At 62.6% G+C, this 16188-nt stretch carries 15 protein-coding genes; all 15 read left to right on the top strand.

From position 1 onward, the window contains the following. Positions 1 to 40 precede the first annotated feature (40 nt). The 15 genes from FHU29_RS23735 to FHU29_RS15080 all read left to right on the top strand — a co-directional run bounded on the left by FHU29_RS23735 (position 41) and on the right by FHU29_RS15080 (position 16175). Positions 41 to 1351 carry a phosphodiester glycosidase family protein gene (locus FHU29_RS23735; protein ID WP_157095124.1) on the top strand — a complete coding sequence of 437 codons (1311 nt, stop codon included), beginning with the start codon at positions 41 to 43 and terminating at the stop codon, positions 1349 to 1351. Between the two features lie 152 nt (positions 1352 to 1503). After that, positions 1504 to 2754, top strand: a complete 1251-nt coding sequence (locus FHU29_RS15145) for an ammonium transporter (protein ID WP_064440539.1) — start codon at positions 1504 to 1506, stop codon at positions 2752 to 2754. A gap of 128 nt (positions 2755 to 2882) precedes the next feature. Then, positions 2883 to 3221: a P-II family nitrogen regulator gene (locus FHU29_RS15140; RefSeq protein WP_064440602.1), complete on the top strand. Its 339-nt coding sequence runs from the start codon at positions 2883 to 2885 to the stop codon at positions 3219 to 3221. Further along, complete coding sequence (locus FHU29_RS15135) at positions 3211 to 5778, top strand: [protein-PII] uridylyltransferase (protein ID WP_064440538.1); 2568 nt, start codon at positions 3211 to 3213, stop codon at positions 5776 to 5778. Before FHU29_RS15140 ends, FHU29_RS15135 begins: the two co-directional genes overlap by 11 nt. A 140-nt stretch (positions 5779 to 5918) precedes the next feature. Next, positions 5919 to 7478 carry a signal recognition particle protein gene (ffh, locus tag FHU29_RS15130; protein ID WP_064440537.1) on the top strand — a complete coding sequence of 520 codons (1560 nt, stop codon included), beginning with the start codon at positions 5919 to 5921 and terminating at the stop codon, positions 7476 to 7478. 6 nt (positions 7479 to 7484) lie between these two features. Beyond that, positions 7485 to 8564, top strand: coding sequence for an amidohydrolase family protein (locus FHU29_RS15125; protein WP_064440536.1), 1080 nt, complete (start codon positions 7485 to 7487; stop codon positions 8562 to 8564). Beyond that, entirely contained in the window at positions 8561 to 9487 is a 927-nt protein-coding gene (locus FHU29_RS23730; RefSeq protein WP_083962333.1) for a CPBP family intramembrane glutamic endopeptidase, read from the top strand. The genes FHU29_RS15125 and FHU29_RS23730 overlap by 4 nt, the downstream gene beginning before the upstream one ends. 198 nt (positions 9488 to 9685) lie before the next feature. Continuing rightward, positions 9686 to 10144: a 30S ribosomal protein S16 gene (gene rpsP, locus FHU29_RS15115; RefSeq protein WP_064440535.1), complete on the top strand. Its 459-nt coding sequence runs from the start codon at positions 9686 to 9688 to the stop codon at positions 10142 to 10144. Next, positions 10141 to 10383, top strand: coding sequence for an RNA-binding protein (locus FHU29_RS15110; protein ID WP_013806365.1), 243 nt, complete (start codon positions 10141 to 10143; stop codon positions 10381 to 10383). Before rpsP ends, FHU29_RS15110 begins: the two co-directional genes overlap by 4 nt. 17 nt (positions 10384 to 10400) lie before the next feature. Continuing rightward, a complete protein-coding gene (gene rimM / locus FHU29_RS15105; RefSeq protein WP_064440534.1) occupies positions 10401 to 10916 on the top strand; it encodes a ribosome maturation factor RimM in 516 nt (171 codons plus the stop codon). Positions 10917 to 10924: 8 nt separating this feature from the next. Next, a complete protein-coding gene (gene trmD, locus FHU29_RS15100; RefSeq protein ID WP_064440533.1) occupies positions 10925 to 11674 on the top strand; it encodes a tRNA (guanosine(37)-N1)-methyltransferase TrmD in 750 nt (249 codons plus the stop codon). Positions 11675 to 11723: 49 nt separating this feature from the next. Continuing rightward, positions 11724 to 14123 carry a Tex family protein gene (locus FHU29_RS15095; RefSeq protein WP_064440532.1) on the top strand — a complete coding sequence of 800 codons (2400 nt, stop codon included), beginning with the start codon at positions 11724 to 11726 and terminating at the stop codon, positions 14121 to 14123. 163 nt (positions 14124 to 14286) lie between these two features. Next, positions 14287 to 14628 carry a 50S ribosomal protein L19 gene (gene rplS / locus FHU29_RS15090; protein WP_064440531.1) on the top strand — a complete coding sequence of 114 codons (342 nt, stop codon included), beginning with the start codon at positions 14287 to 14289 and terminating at the stop codon, positions 14626 to 14628. 42 nt (positions 14629 to 14670) lie between these two features. Continuing rightward, on the top strand, positions 14671 to 15495 hold the full coding sequence (lepB, locus tag FHU29_RS15085) for a signal peptidase I (RefSeq protein WP_064440530.1): 825 nt from the start codon (positions 14671 to 14673) through the stop codon (positions 15493 to 15495). Then, entirely contained in the window at positions 15492 to 16175 is a 684-nt protein-coding gene (locus tag FHU29_RS15080; protein WP_064440529.1) for a ribonuclease HII, read from the top strand. The genes lepB and FHU29_RS15080 overlap by 4 nt, the downstream gene beginning before the upstream one ends. Positions 16176 to 16188 lie beyond the last annotated feature (13 nt).

Raw genomic sequence — 16188 nt, 5'->3', positions numbered from 1 at the left:
AATCTGCCCTCTTAAAGTGCCCAGCGCTGGAGGTTGACCCGTGCGTACTTGGTCCCGTCGCTACCTCACTGTTGCTGCCTGTCTCGCCGTCGCCGCCTGTACCGTGATGGCGGCAGGTCAGGCAGTAGCGCAGGAGCCAGATGCGCGCACACTCGTAGCCGCGGCGATTGATGACGCGGGCGGGCGCGTCGTTGCCTACCAAGCGGGGCCCGATTTCCCCGCTCCGATGCAATCGTCGGACTTGAGTTGGTATTCGACGGCCCACGATGTCCGTATCGTCGTCGTTCCGAACGCGTCGCAGTCGATAACCGGGCGGCTGCTTCTCGACGCGCATGGCGGATCCGCCCGGTGTGCCGGGAACCCCAATGCCCAGACGGCTGACGGCACCGTGCAGCAGTCAGCACTCTTCACGGCGCGGGAGGCGTGGGATGCGCTGGAGCGCCCAGCGATCTTGATCAACACCAACTTCTTCGACGTACGTCCCCAGCTCGGAGGCCAGGGATGGCGCGACACGAATTGCAGCACCCCGTTCGGGGTGTATTACGACAACCACGATGATCCGGGGCGTGAACGTCTTGACGGTGGGATCCGGTCTGACGGCACTGGCCGTTTCTATCGCGGACCGATGGGGCTCACCGGTGAGCTCGAGAATGGGTGGGGCCGGCTCGCTACGTTCCTCATCAGCGGTGATGGCTCTGGCGCGAGCACCATCGAAATGCTGGTGGCGCCCCGTCCTTTCGAGAACCCCGCGGCTGAGCAGCGCCTCGATGAACTTGAGGCGTCGGGGAGGGCATTCGTCGCATTCGCCGGCCTGTCGCTCCTGCATCCCTCCGGGGACGTCGACATGCCGGACGAAGCAAGGACTGGACGCAGCGCGATCGGATATAGCCCCAAGTACGATCGGCTCTTCCTGATTCAGGCGGGATCGAATATGGATCCAGAATCCGGTCTTACCCAGGCGGAGTTGGGCGATTTGCTGCGGGGGCTTGGTGCTGCGATGGGTGTTCAGCTCGACAGTGGAGGATCGTCGGCGCTGCTGGTGCACCGGCACAGTGGAGTGTTCTGGGCGGGACAGGGTGTATATGACGGGGCAGCCCCAGCCGGGGCATGTCCAGAACTCGAAGACGCTGTATGCAGTCCCGGAATTAGTCCAGATGGCGAAAGCCGCCGTGTGCCAGCGTGGCTGGGCATCGGCTCCCCAGCTTTCCCAGGAGAACCGGCGCCGGAATATTACGGCGTCTATGAAGTCGTCGAGGTGCCCGAAGAAGAAGTGGGCCCGGAAATCGAACACGGCCTCGATGATCCCGATCACACGATTCTGAACGGCGACACCTTCGAGGATGACCAGTAATACGGACGAATACCCCCAGGTGCAATGTCGAAGTAACACATTCTGGACGTTCGTTCACGTCATTGAAACACGGGGGCGCCACCGTGGAAACAACGGGTGAGCAGTCTTTCCCCAAGCGGCGTGCTGACGGGCGCGCCGGGAGGAGGAATTAGGTGGAAGAGATCAATTACGGCACCACAGCATGGATGCTGGTGTCCGCATCATTGGTCCTGCTCATGACCCCGGGCCTGGCGTTCTTCTATGGCGGCATGTCCCGGCAGAAGTCAGTGCTGAACATGATGATGATGTCATTCGGAACCTTGGGCGTAGTCAGCGTGATCTACGTGCTCTGGGGCTGGTCTATGTCGTACGCGGAGCAGAGCATCGGCGGGATCTTCGGAAATCCGTTTGAGCAGTTCGGCTTGAACGGGGCAATTTACGATGGCGAGGGAGAGTTCCTCCTCGCCGACGGTCTCCCAGTGATTGTCGATGTGGGCTTCCAGGCGACCTTCGCCATCATCACCGTGGCGCTGATCAGCGGCGCGCTTGCCGAACGCGTGAAGTTCGGCACCTGGCTGGCGTTCGCCGCACTCTGGGTGACGTTCTCGTTCTTCCCACTCGCTCACATGGTCTGGGGTGGCGGGCTGCTCTCAGAAGATGGCCCGTTCGCAGACATGTTCGAGGGCATTGAGCCAATCGACTTCGCGGGTGGCACAGTCGTTCACATCAACGCTGGTGTCGCGGCGCTCGTGCTCGCGCTGATCATCGGTAAGCGTCAGGGCTTCGGTAAGACTGCGTTCCGTCCGCACAACCTCCCGTTTGTCATGCTCGGCGCGGCACTGCTGTGGTTCGGCTGGTTCGGATTCAACGCTGGTTCGGCGTATGAAGCCGACGGTATGGCTGGCCTCGCCTGGGTCAACACCACGACTGCGACTGCAGCGGCAATCCTCGGCTGGCTTGTAGTGGAGCGTATCCGCGATGGCAAGGCCACAAGCCTTGGTGCCGCCTCCGGTATCGTCGCGGGTCTTGTCGCAGTGACTCCTGCAGCAGGTTCGATCAGCCCCGTCGGCGCGATCGCGCTCGGTGTCATCGCTGGCGCGTTGTCCGCACTGGCTGTCGGGCTCAAGTTCAAGTTCGGCTACGACGACTCGCTTGATGTTGTGGGCGTCCACCTCGTCGCCGGTCTGTGGGGCACCGTCGCGATTGGTGCACTCGCTACCGAGACGGGCTTCCTCTACGGCGGTGGAATTGGTCAGCTGGTCGTCCAGACCCTGATCGCGATCGTGGCAGTGGTCTTCGCGGCGGTGGTCACCCTGGTCATCGCGCTCATCCTCAAGCCCTTCGGCTGGCGAGTCACGATCGAGGAAGAGCACAGTGGAATCGATGAGGCTGAACACGCTGAAACGGCATACGACCTCGTCTGATTGACTGTCTGATGGAATCTAGTTACGGCTGACAGGCATCCGCGACATGCATTCGCTGCTAGCGATGCTGGATGCCTGTCGGCCCCTACACCTACTACTCGCCACTCATCGCCCCGGAGGAAAATGAAATGAAGTTGGTTACGGCAATCGTCAAGCCGTTCACTTTGGAGGATGTCAAGTCAGGTCTCGAGCAGGCGGGCGTGCTTGGCATGACTGTCAGCGAGGTCCAGGGCTATGGCCGCCAGAAGGGCCACACCGAGGTTTATCGCGGCGCGGAATACTCGGTGGACTTTGTTCCGAAGGTCAAGGTGGAGGTCGTCGTCGACGAAGCCGCAGTCGACAAGGTTGTCGATGTCATCGTCGAGGCGTCTCGTACCGGCAAGATCGGTGACGGAAAGGTCTGGGTTACCTCTGTCGACTCGGTAATCCGGGTTCGGACAGGAGAACGTGGCACGGATGCGATCTGAGCCCACGAGGCCAAAGGGTGGCCCTGTGCCGGCGGCGTCAGCCGCGGGTGCGGGGCCACGCCCGTCCGCGGTGCCGCACGGTGTATCCACCGGCGCTGCCGACTTGGCGCGGGCAAAACAGCAGCTTCTCTTGGCCGGGACAAAACTCGACTCGCAGGCACTGCGTGACGTCCTCGTCGATCTTTATGAAGTCTGGCTGCACACAAAAGGCGCTGAGCTAGGAATCAAGCCTGACAGCGGATTCGCGGTTGTCGCCGTCGGCGGTCTCGGCCGCCGCGAAATGCTGCCCTTCTCCGACCTCGATCTGATCTTGCTCCATGACGATGCGAATCCACGGATGCTCTCGACAATCGCCGATAGCCTCTGGTATCCACTTTGGGACGCGCACATCAAACTTGATCACAGTGTTCGCACGGTCGTGCAGGCGCTTGACGTCGCCGGAAACGATATGACAGCTGCGCTCGGCATGCTCGAAGCGCGCCACATCGTCGGCGACAGTGAACTTTCCAGCCAGCTGCTCAGCGGTGTGCGGCAGAGTTGGCGTGACAACATCAAAGTGCGATTCGACGAGCTCGTCCGTCAGGCCGAACAGCGCTGGGAACGCAACGGTGAGATTGCGCATCGTTCGGAACCGGATCTCAAGAGCGGCCGCGGCGGACTGCGGGATATTCAGTTGCTCAACGCGCTCGCTGCCGCGCAGCTGACCGACGCTGCCCCGGGCTTCCGTAGCGGCGGGAACGCAGGCCGAGTGCAGGCCGCGCACCGACGTCTGCTCGACATCAGAACTGAGCAGCATCGGGTCGCTGGGCGGGCACGAGATCAGCTCCGAGCGCAGGACGCGGACGAAGTCGCGGCAGCCCTGCATATTGGCGACAGGTTCGACTTGGCGCGCACGTTGAGCGATTGTGCACGCACCATCAGCTTTTCCGTCGAGGTTGGTGTGCGCACAGCACGGAACGCGCTTCCCCGCAGCATTCTTGGGAGCTTTCGCAAGCTGCCGTCCCGGCGGCCCCTCGACGAAGGTGTGGTCGAACAAGCAGGCGAGGTCGTCCTCGCTCGGGACGCGCGTCCGCAACGAGACCCGGCGCTTGTCGTGCGCGCTGCAGCGGCCGCAGCTGTCAGTGGACTCCCACTGAGCGCAGGAACTCTGGGGAGGCTGGCCGATACCGCGCCGGAACTCAAAGCGCCGTGGCCGCGCGAGGCGGTCCACGATCTTCTGGTGCTTCTAGGGTCTGGTCGTCAGATGATTCCCGTCATCGAGGCGCTAGATCGCACGGGTTTGTGGGGGCGCATCCTCCCCGAATGGGGACCGGTACGGGATCTGCCGCCGCGGGATGCGATCCACACGTGGACAGTCGACCGTCACCTCGTCGAGACGGTGGCGTATGCGGTCTCACTGAGCACACGCGTTTCCCGGCCCGACCTGCTGCTGCTGGGCGCGCTGATGCACGACCTAGGTAAGGGGCGTGGCGGCGACCACAGCGTCGTCGGAGCGGAACTTGCGATCCAGGTGGGAACGCGCATGGGTCTGCCCCAGTCGGACGTGCAGATTCTGAGCGAAATGGTGCGGCATCATCTGCTGCTGCCGCAGACTGCGACTCGCCGCGACCTCGATGATCCTGACATTATTCACGGGGTGGTCGACATGCTCGGCGAATCGAGGGTTCTCCTCGAACTGCTTCACGCGCTCGCGGAGGCCGATTCCCATGCGACCGGCCCCGGTGTGTGGGGCGAGTGGAAGGCATCACTCATAGCGGAGCTTGTGCGCCGATGTGAGCGTGTTCTCGACGGCGAAGAGCTGCCCGTGCAGGACCCGGTGCCTGAGCGTCTCCTTGAGCGGCTGCAGCCGGACGAGACCGGCAAAGTGCCGCTGCGGGTCGCGCTGCAGCCCACCGATGGTCACCACATGTATGAGCTGACGATCAGCGGTCCCGATGAGCCAGGACTGCTAGCCAAGGCAGCTGGTTTGTTGTCGCTGCATTCGCTGCGCGTTCACGCGGCGTCGGTATCCGGGGTGAACGGAAGCGTCGTGAACGTGTTCATGGTCACACCCAGATTCGGTACCCCGCCCGATGCAGGGTTCCTCCGTCAGGAACTGATCCGCGCGCTGAGCGGCGGCATTGACGTGCTGAAGATGCTGGACGAACGGCAGGACCTGGCGGCGAGGGTCCTCGCTGACGAACTGGCTTCCGACCCCATCGCTGCTGGACTGACCGTTCCCGGTTCGACGGTGCTGGGGACGCTTCCTGCCGCAGTCCCCATTCAGTATCCAGACGCACCGCCGCTTGTTCGATGGCTTCCCACGGTCGCAGCGGACGAAGGTCTGCTCGAGATCCGTTCCGTGGACCGTTTGGGGCTGCTCTGCCGCGTCGCCTTCGCGCTAGAGGGGGCGGGTGCGGACATCAAGTGGGCGAAGGTGGCTACGATGGGGGCGTACGTCGACGACGTCTTCTCGGTGCGATTTGTGCGGGGGGCGGGAGATGACGGCCGGTCCCGTGCAGACGCGGCGGTCCGTATGGTGCTGCCGCAGCCTGCGCCCAGAAAATCAGGGCAGTAGGGAAGACGGCACGCTGACGGCGGACCCACGCGGCACCGCCGAGCGTCCGCTGCCGTTACCCTGGTACAGATCGTCGGTCATGCTGGTCGCTCAGCATCCGTATGGACGTTCGGCGAGAACCGCGTAAAGGAGTGCACTCGGTGTTCGATTCCCTTTCTGACAGATTGAACGGCGCGCTGAAGGGTCTGCGCGGGAAGGGGCGGCTGACTGACGCGGATATTGATGCCACCTGCCGTGAAATTCGGCTCGCGCTGCTCGAAGCTGATGTCGCGCTTCCCGTCGTGCGTGAGTTCATCAAGCAAATCAAGGTGCGGGCGAAAGGCGCTGAAGTCCACGGCGCTCTGAATCCCGCACAGCAGGTCATCAAGATCGTCAACGAGGAGCTCGTAGGGATCCTCGGTGGGGAAACCCGTCGCCTGTCCCTGGCTAAGAACCCGCCGACCGTGATCATGCTCGCAGGTCTGCAGGGCTCGGGTAAGACAACGCTGGCGGGCAAACTCGCGAAGTACCTCAAAGCGCAGGGCCACGCTCCGATGCTTGTCGCGTGCGACCTTCAACGGCCCGGTGCTGTCACCCAGCTGCAAATCGTGGGTGAGAAGGCGGGTGTGAATGTTTTCGCGCCGCATCCAGGCACTTCTATCGGCGGCGGAGAGAACCCGCTCGGTATTACCGCTTCCGATCCGGTGAACGTCGCTCGCGACGGTGTCGCGGAGGCCCGTGCGAAGCAATATGACGTCGTCATTGTGGATACCGCTGGGCGACTGGGCATCGATGAAGAGTTGATGCAGCAGGCTTCGGACATCCGCGACGCAGTTCAGCCTGACGAAACGCTCTTCGTCCTAGACGCAATGGTGGGTCAGGACGCGGTGAGCACCGCTAACGCGTTCGCAGACGGCGTCGGATTCACCGGTGTCGTACTGACGAAGCTCGATGGCGACGCTCGCGGTGGTGCAGCCCTCAGCGTTCGTGAGGTGACCGGTCGTCCGATCATGTTCGCGTCGACGGGCGAGAAGCTCGAGGACTTCGACGTTTTCCATCCTGACCGGATGGCGAGCCGAATCCTCGGCATGGGTGACTTGCTGAGCCTCATCGAGCAAGCGGAACAGGTTTTCGACGCGCAGGAGGCTGAGGCCACTGCCCAGAAGATCGGTTCGGGTGAGCTGACCCTCGAGGACTTCCTCGACCAGCTCATGGCAATCCGCAAGATGGGCCCCATCGCAAATCTGATGGGCATGCTCCCCGGTGCCGGACAGATGAAGGATGCGCTCGACCAGGTCGATGAGAAGCAGCTCGACAGAATCCAGGCGATCATCCGGGGCATGACCCCAGCTGAGCGGGCTAATCCGAAGATCATCAACGCGTCCCGTCGTCTACGGATCGCAAACGGTTCAGGCGTCAAGGTGTCCGATGTCAACCAGCTGGTTGATCGCTTCTTCGAAGCACGCAAAATGATGTCTGCCATGGCTGGGCGTATGGGTCTCCCCGGCTCGCAGCGCAGGAGAACGAAAAAAGGAAAGAAGGGCAAGGGCCGCGGGCGCGGCCCGACGCCACCGAAGGTGCGCGGTGGTATGCCCGGTGGCCTCCCCGCCGGCATGCCGAATCTATCGGGCATGCCCAAGGGTCTCGATGAACTGCCACCGGGGCTCGAAGGTCTCGATTTGTCTCAGCTGAACCTTCCGAACCAGGGGAAGAAGAAGTAGCGATCCATGAGTGCCTTTGTCGTGCGCGGGGTCGCGCTCCCCGAAGAGGAAACTCGGGAGCTTTGGTTCCGTGACGGGGTCTTCCAGGACGGCCCCATTCCCGGTGCGGAATCGCTCACAGACGACGGCTGGATTCTCCCGGGCCTGGTCGATGCGCATTGCCATGTGGGTATCCGCTACGGCGGTGGACACGAGAATCCAGACGGTGCGCGCTGGCAGGCAATAACCGAGGCCCGCGCTGGTGTTCTCCTGGCACGTGATGCGGGCGCGCCCGTACCGACCCGGTTTCTGGACGAGGAACCGGGGCTGCCGCGCATCATCCGGGCCGGGCGCCACATCGCGGCTCCCAAACGCTACATCCGAGGCCTGGGAGTCGACCTGGATGACGAAGCGGACTTGCCCGGTGAAGTTCGGCGTCAGGCTCAGTCTGGTGACGGCTGGGTGAAAATCGTCGGCGATTGGATCGACCGGGAAGTCGGTGATCTGACGCCGCTCTGGAGTGACGTCGTCCTGAAAGAAGCCATCGCCGCCGCACATGATGAAGGGGCACGGGTGACTGCGCACGTCTTCGGAAGTGACGCGCTCCCCGGCCTGCTTGCTGCGGGGATCGACTGCATTGAGCATGGCACGGGGCTCACCGAAGAAACGATCGAATTCATGGCACGCAACCATGTCTCCCTGGTGCCGACGCTGATCAACATCGAGAACTTCCCCGAAATCGCGGAAAGCGCGGCGCGCTTCCCGATGTACGCCGACCACATGCGCGCCCTTCACGCGCGTGGAGACGCCACGATAAGCGCAGCTATCGAAGCTGGGGTACGTGTTTACACCGGGACCGATGCCGGCGGGATGATTGAGCATGGCCGGGTTGTCGACGAAATCGCGTCTCTGGTGCGAGTGGGTATGACAGCGGAAGATGCGATCGCGGCAGGTTCGTGGGGCGCGCGGAGCTGGCTTGGCGCGGCACAGAACTACATGCCTGGCGAGCGAGCTGACTTCGTGGTCTATCGAGAGGATCCACGGGTAAACCTCGACACTCTCCGTGAGCCAGTTCGTGTCGTGTGCGCCGGCAGGGTGGTTGCGTGAGGCGTGCCGATGACGGCAGTGGTACTCCCGATCCTCGCGACGAACCCCGTGAACCTTTTCCGCCGGTACCTGCTGACTGGTGGTATCCGACGAGCACCGGAAGCGCAGCCCAGGTCGAGCCGACGACGGTAGGAGGCGCTCCCGCCGGGCGCGAAATGTCCTCCCAGCGCAGTCGCTGGTGGCGATCCGACGAAGCGGCCCAGCGCAGACAGCCTGGTCAGCGATGGGGACTAGGGGCGGCGGCATTTGTCCTTGCTGTCAACCTGTTCGGCTTCGCCATCGGCGCATTTCTCGTGGAGGATCCCGCATCGCCCGCGATCCTTCTCGCGATCATCCTCCCCACGCTCTCTGCGGCGCTGGTAGCCGTCCTGATCACTTTCACGCGCGGAAACGGCCCGGTAGTCGACTTCGGTCTGCCCACCAAGATGCGCGAGTTCGCGAGGCAGTGCGCCACTGGACTAGCATTTGGTGGCGGAGCGGTGGTCGGCGGGATAATTCTTGCGTTCCTCCTCTTCCTCGTGGTGGATGACGTGCCGTCGTCGGTACTCGAGGAAACGGGCTGCATGCCTATGAGTGTGCGCATCGCGCTCGTGATGTGGGTGTGGATCGGCGCACCGATCGCCGAAGAGGTCATCTTCCGCGGCATTTTGTGGGGGGCGCTCGAGCGGTACCGATTCGTCAGGCGCAGGGTCGGCGTCCTAGTTGCTCTGAGCAGTAACTGGTCAGTTCTCGCCGTCACCACGGTCGTCTTCGCGCTCTGGCATGTGGAGTTCTGGCGCCTGGCCATCCTTCTATTCGCGGGCGCGATGTTCGGGCTGGCTCGCCTCTACACGGGTTCTGTCCTGTCCTCGACAGTTGCGCACATTGTGAACAACACCCTGCCCGCTCTCAGCGTGCTCGTGCTGCCGGACGTGATGCCGTGACGGCACGGCAACCGGGATGTGGGAGGCAGATTTCCGCAACTCGCCGGTATCTGGCAGAATGATCCGCTGTTCGCCGCAGCAACTTGCGTGGTGTCTCACTGCGCGCTGCCCAGCGAACCACGAAACCGCAAAACCGGGTGCACTAAACCGTGTGCATCGCTGAATTGCACCGTGAACAGAACAAGGAGCGCTACATTCGTGGCTGTCAAAATCAGACTTCAGCGGCTCGGCAAGATCCGCACCCCTCAGTACCGCATCGTCGTAGCCGATTCGCGCACCCGTCGTGACGGTCGTGCCATCGAGACGATCGGAAAGTACCGGCCAAAGGAAGAGCCGAGCTTCATCGAACTCGACTCGGAGCGCGCTCAGTACTGGCTCGGTGTTGGCGCCCTGCCGACCGAACCGGTCCTCGCAATCATGAAGATCACCGGTGACTGGCAGAAGTTCAAGGGCCTCCCCGGTGCCGAAGGAACGCTGAAGGTCAAGGCTCCGAAGCCGACCAAGCTCGAGCTATTCCAGGCTGCCCTCGCGGAAGCCGATGGTGGTTCGCCCGCTCCTGCTGCGACGCCGAAGAAGAAGGCAGCTAAGAAGGATGAGGCCGAGCAAGCCCCAGCCGCAGAAGCTGCCGCTGCGTCGGATGAGGCTGCACAGCAGTGAGTTCAGTCCTCATCGATGCTGTCGAACATCTCGTGCGGGGGATTGTTTCCAACCCTGACGATGTTCGTGTTGGCATGAGCACCACGCGGCGTGGTCGCACGATCGAGGTTCATGTGCACCCAGACGACCTGGGTAAGGTCATCGGTCGCGGAGGACGCACTGCGACTGCGCTGCGAACGCTTGTTTCGGGAATCGGTGGCCGAGGCATCCGCGTCGACGTTGTCGACACGGATAACTGACTGAGCCAGGCATCCACATGGAACTCGTGATCGGTCGTATCGCGAAGTCACACGGCATCCGGGGCGAAATCGTCGTGGAGGTCCGTACGGACGAGCCAGAGCAGCGCTTCGCTGTGGGCGCGCAACTGCGGGCCCGTGCACCGCGTTCAAGTGCCGTCACATCGTTTACCGTAGAAGCCGCCCGGGAGCATTCCGGGCGGCTTCTTGTGCGCTTGGCAGGCGTTGCGGACCGAGAGTCCGCCGACTCACTGCGGGGATTGCTGTTCGTCGTGGACTCCTCTGAACTGCCAGCGAGTGGGGACGACGAGTATTACGACCACGAACTTGAAGGATTGGTTGTCCGAATCGCGTCGGGTGGAGACCTGGGTGTGATCCGCGAGGTTCTGCACACAGCGGCAGGGGAGACCCTCTCCATTGAGGCCACTGACGGTAGGGAAGTGCTGATTCCCTTCATTACCGACTTTGTGCCCATCGTGGATGTGCCTGGCGGGTTCGTCGAAGTGACGCCCCCCGACGGCTTGCTGGAGCTCTGACCACCGCGGTGAAGATTGACGTCATCACCATCTTCCCCGAGTATCTCGAGCCGCTGCGCGTCTCCCTCCTCGGTAAAGCCCGGGAGAAGGACCTCATCAAAGTGAGTGTCCATGACCTACGGAACTGGACCCATGATGTCCACAAGTCGGTCGACGATTCGCCGTACGGCGGTGGCCCTGGAATGGTCATGAAACCCTCCGTTTGGGGACCGGCACTCGATGACGTCTGCCCCGACGACGCGCTGCTCGTGTTCCCCACGCCGAGCGGCGTGCCTTTCACTCAGGCGACAGCCGAGCGATGGGCCGAAGAATCGCACCTCGTGTTTGCATGCGGGCGCTACGAGGGCATCGACCAGCGTGTTGTCGATGACGCGAGGCGCCGAGTCCGGGTCGCGGAAGTCTCCCTCGGCGATTATGTCCTGATCGGTGGGGAAGTCGCGGTCCTCGTGATGGCGGAGGCTGTGGTGCGCCTCCTGCCGGGCGTGCTGGGAAACCAGCAATCGCATCAGGAGGATTCATTCTCCGACGGCCTGCTCGAGGGCCCCTCCTATACACGCCCAGCGTCCTGGCGAGGACTTGACGTTCCGGCAGTGCTGTTGTCGGGTGATCATGCGCGAATCGCTCGATGGCGACGAGATCAAGCCCTCCGGCGGACCGCTGACCGCCGCCCAGAACTTCTCGCCCAGATCGACCTCGCGCAAGCGGACTCGGCGGTTCTCGACGCGCACCGTAGCGATCACGGCGAATTCGAGGACTAATTCCCCGCCACACTCGATTGTGTCGGTGCCACGGAGTACTCTGCCCGCCGTGAGTATCGCTGTGAGGCCTGTGACTGACCGGATCGCGGAAGAACTGAACGTGGCGCAGTGGCGAGTAGCCGCTGCCATTGCGCTTCTCGACGGGGGATCGACGGTACCGTTCGTCGCCCGCTACCGGAAGGAAGCGACGGGCGGGCTTGATGACGCTGAACTTCGCCAGCTCGAGGAGCGCTTGAGGTATCTCAGAGAACTCGATGAGCGGCGGAGCGCGATCATCGAGTCGATCAGGCAGCAGGGCAAACTCGACGACGGACTCGAAGCGCAGCTTGTCGGAGCGGAGACGAAGTCGCGACTCGAAGACATCTACCTGCCGTTTAAGCCCAAGCGCCGGACGAAAGCTCAGATCGCCCGTGAAGCGGGCCTGGAACCACTGGCTGAACGGCTGCTGTCCGACCCTTCCCAAGATCCCGCATCGGTGGCTACGAGCTTCGTAGATGAGGAAAAAGGCGTCGCGGACGCTGCGGCCGCGCTCGACGGCGCGCGCGCGATCCTGATTGAGCGGGTTTCCGAAGACGCCGATCTTGTGGGTGAACTACGAGAGTTGATGTGGCGGCGCGGACGAATTGTCGCCTCGGCTCGCAAAGGAAAAGAAGCTGACGGCGCTAAGTTCGCTGACTACTTCGACTTCGCGGAACCCTTCACTTCGCTCCCGTCACATCGTGTCCTTGCCCTACTACGGGGTGGGAAAGAAGAGTTCCTGTCGGTGCAATTCGACCCTGAACCGGACGCCGAGGGCGCTCCAGGCCCCTCTCTCTACGAACAGAAAATCGCAGTCGCGCTGGGTGTGCGCGACCAGGGGCGGCCGGGTGACCGCTGGCTCGCCGACACGGTCCGGTGGGCCTGGAAGACGAAATTGCAAGTCAGCTCAAGCATCGATGTGCGCGCACGATTGCGGCAGGCCGCTGAGGCGGATGCTGTGGACGTGTTTGCCCGGAACGTGCGGGATTTGCTGCTTTCTGCGCCTGCTGGCCCGCGGATCACGATGGGCCTCGACCCCGCGTACCGCACCGGGGTCAAAGTCGCCGTCGTGGATGGCACGGGGAAGCTGCTCGAAACCGCCACCGTTTACCCGCATAAACCCCAGTCACAGTGGGACGCCGCGCTCGGTGCCCTCGCAGAACTGGTCACTCGCCACAACGTAGACCTCGTTGCGATAGGTAACGGGACAGCTTCCCGTGAGACGGACGCACTCGCCGCCGAACTGCTGAAGCGCATGCCGGAAACGAAACTCACGAAGATGGTGGTTTCTGAGGCGGGAGCTTCCGTGTACTCAGCGTCCGAATACGGTTCCCGCGAGTTACCGGAACTCGACGTTTCGCTGCGTGGGGCGGTGTCGATCGCCCGACGGTTGCAGGATCCCCTCGCGGAACTCGTGAAGATTGATCCAAAGTCGCTCGGAGTGGGCCAGTATCAGCATGACATTGCCGAGGGACTGCTTGCGAGGTCGCTCGATGCGATCGTGGAGGACGCGGTGAACGCCGTGGGCGTCGACGTCAACACAGCGTCGGTGCCTTTGCTGGCCAGGGTCTCTGGTGTCAGTGCCACCATTGCCGAAAACATCGTGGCACACCGGGACAGTCACGGAAGGTTCGGTTCGCGCACGGCGCTGAAGGGCATACCGAGGCTCGGTCCGAAAGCGTTCGAGCAGTGCGCGGGATTCCTCCGCATCGTTGACGGTGATGACCCACTCGACGCGAGCGCCGTGCACCCGGAGGCGTACCCCGTGGTTCGCCGGATCGTGAGTTCGTGTGGTCTGCGAGTGCGCGAACTGATCGGCAACTCGCAGGTGCTCGCCGGACTGCGGCCCAGCGACTTCACCGATGACACCTTCGGAGTCCCTACGGTGAATGACATTCTTGCTGAGCTCGACAAGCCTGGTCGCGACCCACGTCCGGAGTTCCGTGCCGCCCAGTTCGCGGAAGGTGTTGAGCGTGTCAGCGACCTCAAGCCAGGGATGGTTCTGGAGGGTGTTGTCACGAACGTCGCAGCTTTCGGTGCGTTCGTTGACGTAGGGGTGCACCAGGATGGGCTCGTGCACGTTTCAGCGATGTCGTCGCGCTTTGTATCGGATCCGCGCGAGATCGTGAAGAGCGGTGACATCGTCAAGGTGAAGGTTATGACAGTAGACGTTGACCGTAAGCGAATCGGGTTGACACTGCGACTCGACGATGAGACGGCTGGCAGCGGCTCGGACCAGCCGCGTCGCGAACGGCGGCCTGCCAAAAATCAGCCCCCCAAGAACGAGCAGCCCAAGAATCAGCCGCCCAAGAATCAGCAACCTGGCAAATCGCCGAAACAGCAAGCGAAAGGCCAGCGGAATCAAGGCGGTGGTAACGCTAAATCCGGGTCCCTTGCCGACGCACTACGGCGCGCGGGATACTCCAAGTAGGCGCAGATGCCGGATTTCCTGTCAGCGACCGCATCTGGCATGATGGCAGGGTTGCCCGGACCATAAGGTCTAGGTGCACCAACACGGGAGTACGAACCAGACGAGTCGTCAGGCCACTCGGTTCCTCTGCTCAGAAACGCGAAAACGCGAGGAATAGACAGTAATGAACACCCTGGACGCACTCGACGCGCAGTCCCTACGTGATGACATCCCCGCCTTCCGTCCCGGCGACACGGTGAATGTCCACGTGAAGGTTATTGAAGGCCAGAAGGAACGAATCCAGCAGTTCAAGGGAGTCGTTATCCGCCGCCAGGGCGGTGGCATCCGCGAAACATTCACCGTTCGTAAGGTCTCTTTCGGTGTTGGTGTCGAGCGTACGTTCCCCGTTCACAGCCCCAACCTGGCCAAAATCGAGGTCGTCACTCGCGGTGACGTGCGTCGCGCGAAGCTGTACTACCTGCGCGATCTCCGCGGCAAGGCAGCGAAGATCAAAGAAAAGCGCTGAGGCTTACCGCGTTTTGAGTCCCAACGTGACTAACCTGGTCTCGTGACTGAGCCGCGGGGAGCCGACGAGGGACAGGGCGACGAGCCCGCCAGCAAAACAGATACCGCAGATCGGCAGGACGCCGCCGCGAAGGAATCCAGCAAGAAAGACGGGGGTTCCTTCTGGCGCGAACTGCCGATTCTCATTCTCGTCGCGCTGGTCCTGAGTTTCGTCATCCAAACCTTCATCGCGCGGGTATATCTCATCCCGTCCGAATCTATGCAGCCGACGCTGCATGGATGCCCGGGATGCACGGGCGACCGGATCTTGGTGGAAAAGGTGAGCTACCGGTTCTCTGATCCCCGTCCCGGTGACGTTCTGGTGTTCCGCGGAACGGGCCCTTGGGCGGAGGACTATGTGTCGACCCGCTCGGAGAATGTTGTAGTCCGCGGGCTCCAGGAGATCGGTTCTGCGGTCGGCATTGTTCCACCGGATGAGAACGATCTCGTCAAGCGTGTGATCGCCGTGGGTGGCCAAACCGTCGAGTGCTGTGACGATGACGGAAGTGTCCTCGTTGACGGTCGGCCAGTCGATGAGCCGTACGTCGTCTCGGATTTCCCGTACACACCCGGGCAGATCGACTGCGACACCGACGTGCGCTCCGGGCGCTGCTTCGGTCCGGTCCGCATCCCTGAGGACCACATATGGATGATGGGCGACAACAGGAACCAGTCGAAGGACTCTCGCTGGTACGTTGGCGATGAGAGCGACGGCGCAGTGCCCGTCGAAAACGTAGTCGGGAAAGCGCGATGGATCATTCTTCCGCCGGCGCGATGGGGATCGATCAGTGCGCCGGAGATTCAAGAGCCGGTAGCTTCACGAGAATGACGCGTTGGCCACCGCGGGCCCTGGTCCGGCGTGACACCGGATTGCGGGCACTCGAATCAGCACTCCACCGTAGAGGGCTTGGTCCCGTAGCGGGGGTCGATGAAGCAGGGCGCGGAGCTTGCGCGGGCCCTCTCGTGGTCGCCTCATGTGTGCTTGGCGCGAAGCAGCACCGTACTCTCGCCGGGCTTGACGATTCAAAGCGGTTGACTGAGCGGGCGCGTGAGGAGCTCTTTCCGCTGATACTTCGCCACGCGGAAGATTTCTGCATCATCGAAATTCCTGCCGCTGAGGTGGATACGCGTGGCGTCCATGTGGCCAACATCGAGGGTATGCGGCGTGCGGTCGCGGGTCTGCGCGATAGGCCAGGATATGTGCTCACGGATGGGTTTCGCGTGCCAGGCATGCCGTGCCCATCGCTGCCCGTTATCGGCGGTGACGCATCCGCCGCATGTATCGCAGCAGCGAGCATTCTGGCGAAGGTGACGCGTGACCGGTTTATGGTCGCACTCGATGCGCAATTGCCGGGATACGGATTCGCGATCCATAAGGGATACTCCACCGCGGCGCACAGTGCAGCGCTCACGATGAGGGGCCCCTGTCCTGAGCACAGGCTGTCATTTGCCAACGTTGCTTGCGCTGCCGCCCCGCGCGGTGACCGCGATGCGGTCCTCCTCGGCTGAAACGTGCGAGGAT

The sequence above is a fragment of the Hoyosella altamirensis genome (assembly GCF_014191505.1).
GTDB lineage: Bacteria > Actinomycetota > Actinomycetes > Mycobacteriales > Mycobacteriaceae > Hoyosella > Hoyosella altamirensis.
Note: the sequence above shows the minus strand (reverse complement) of the source record. Positions and strands in the feature narration are given on the sequence as shown.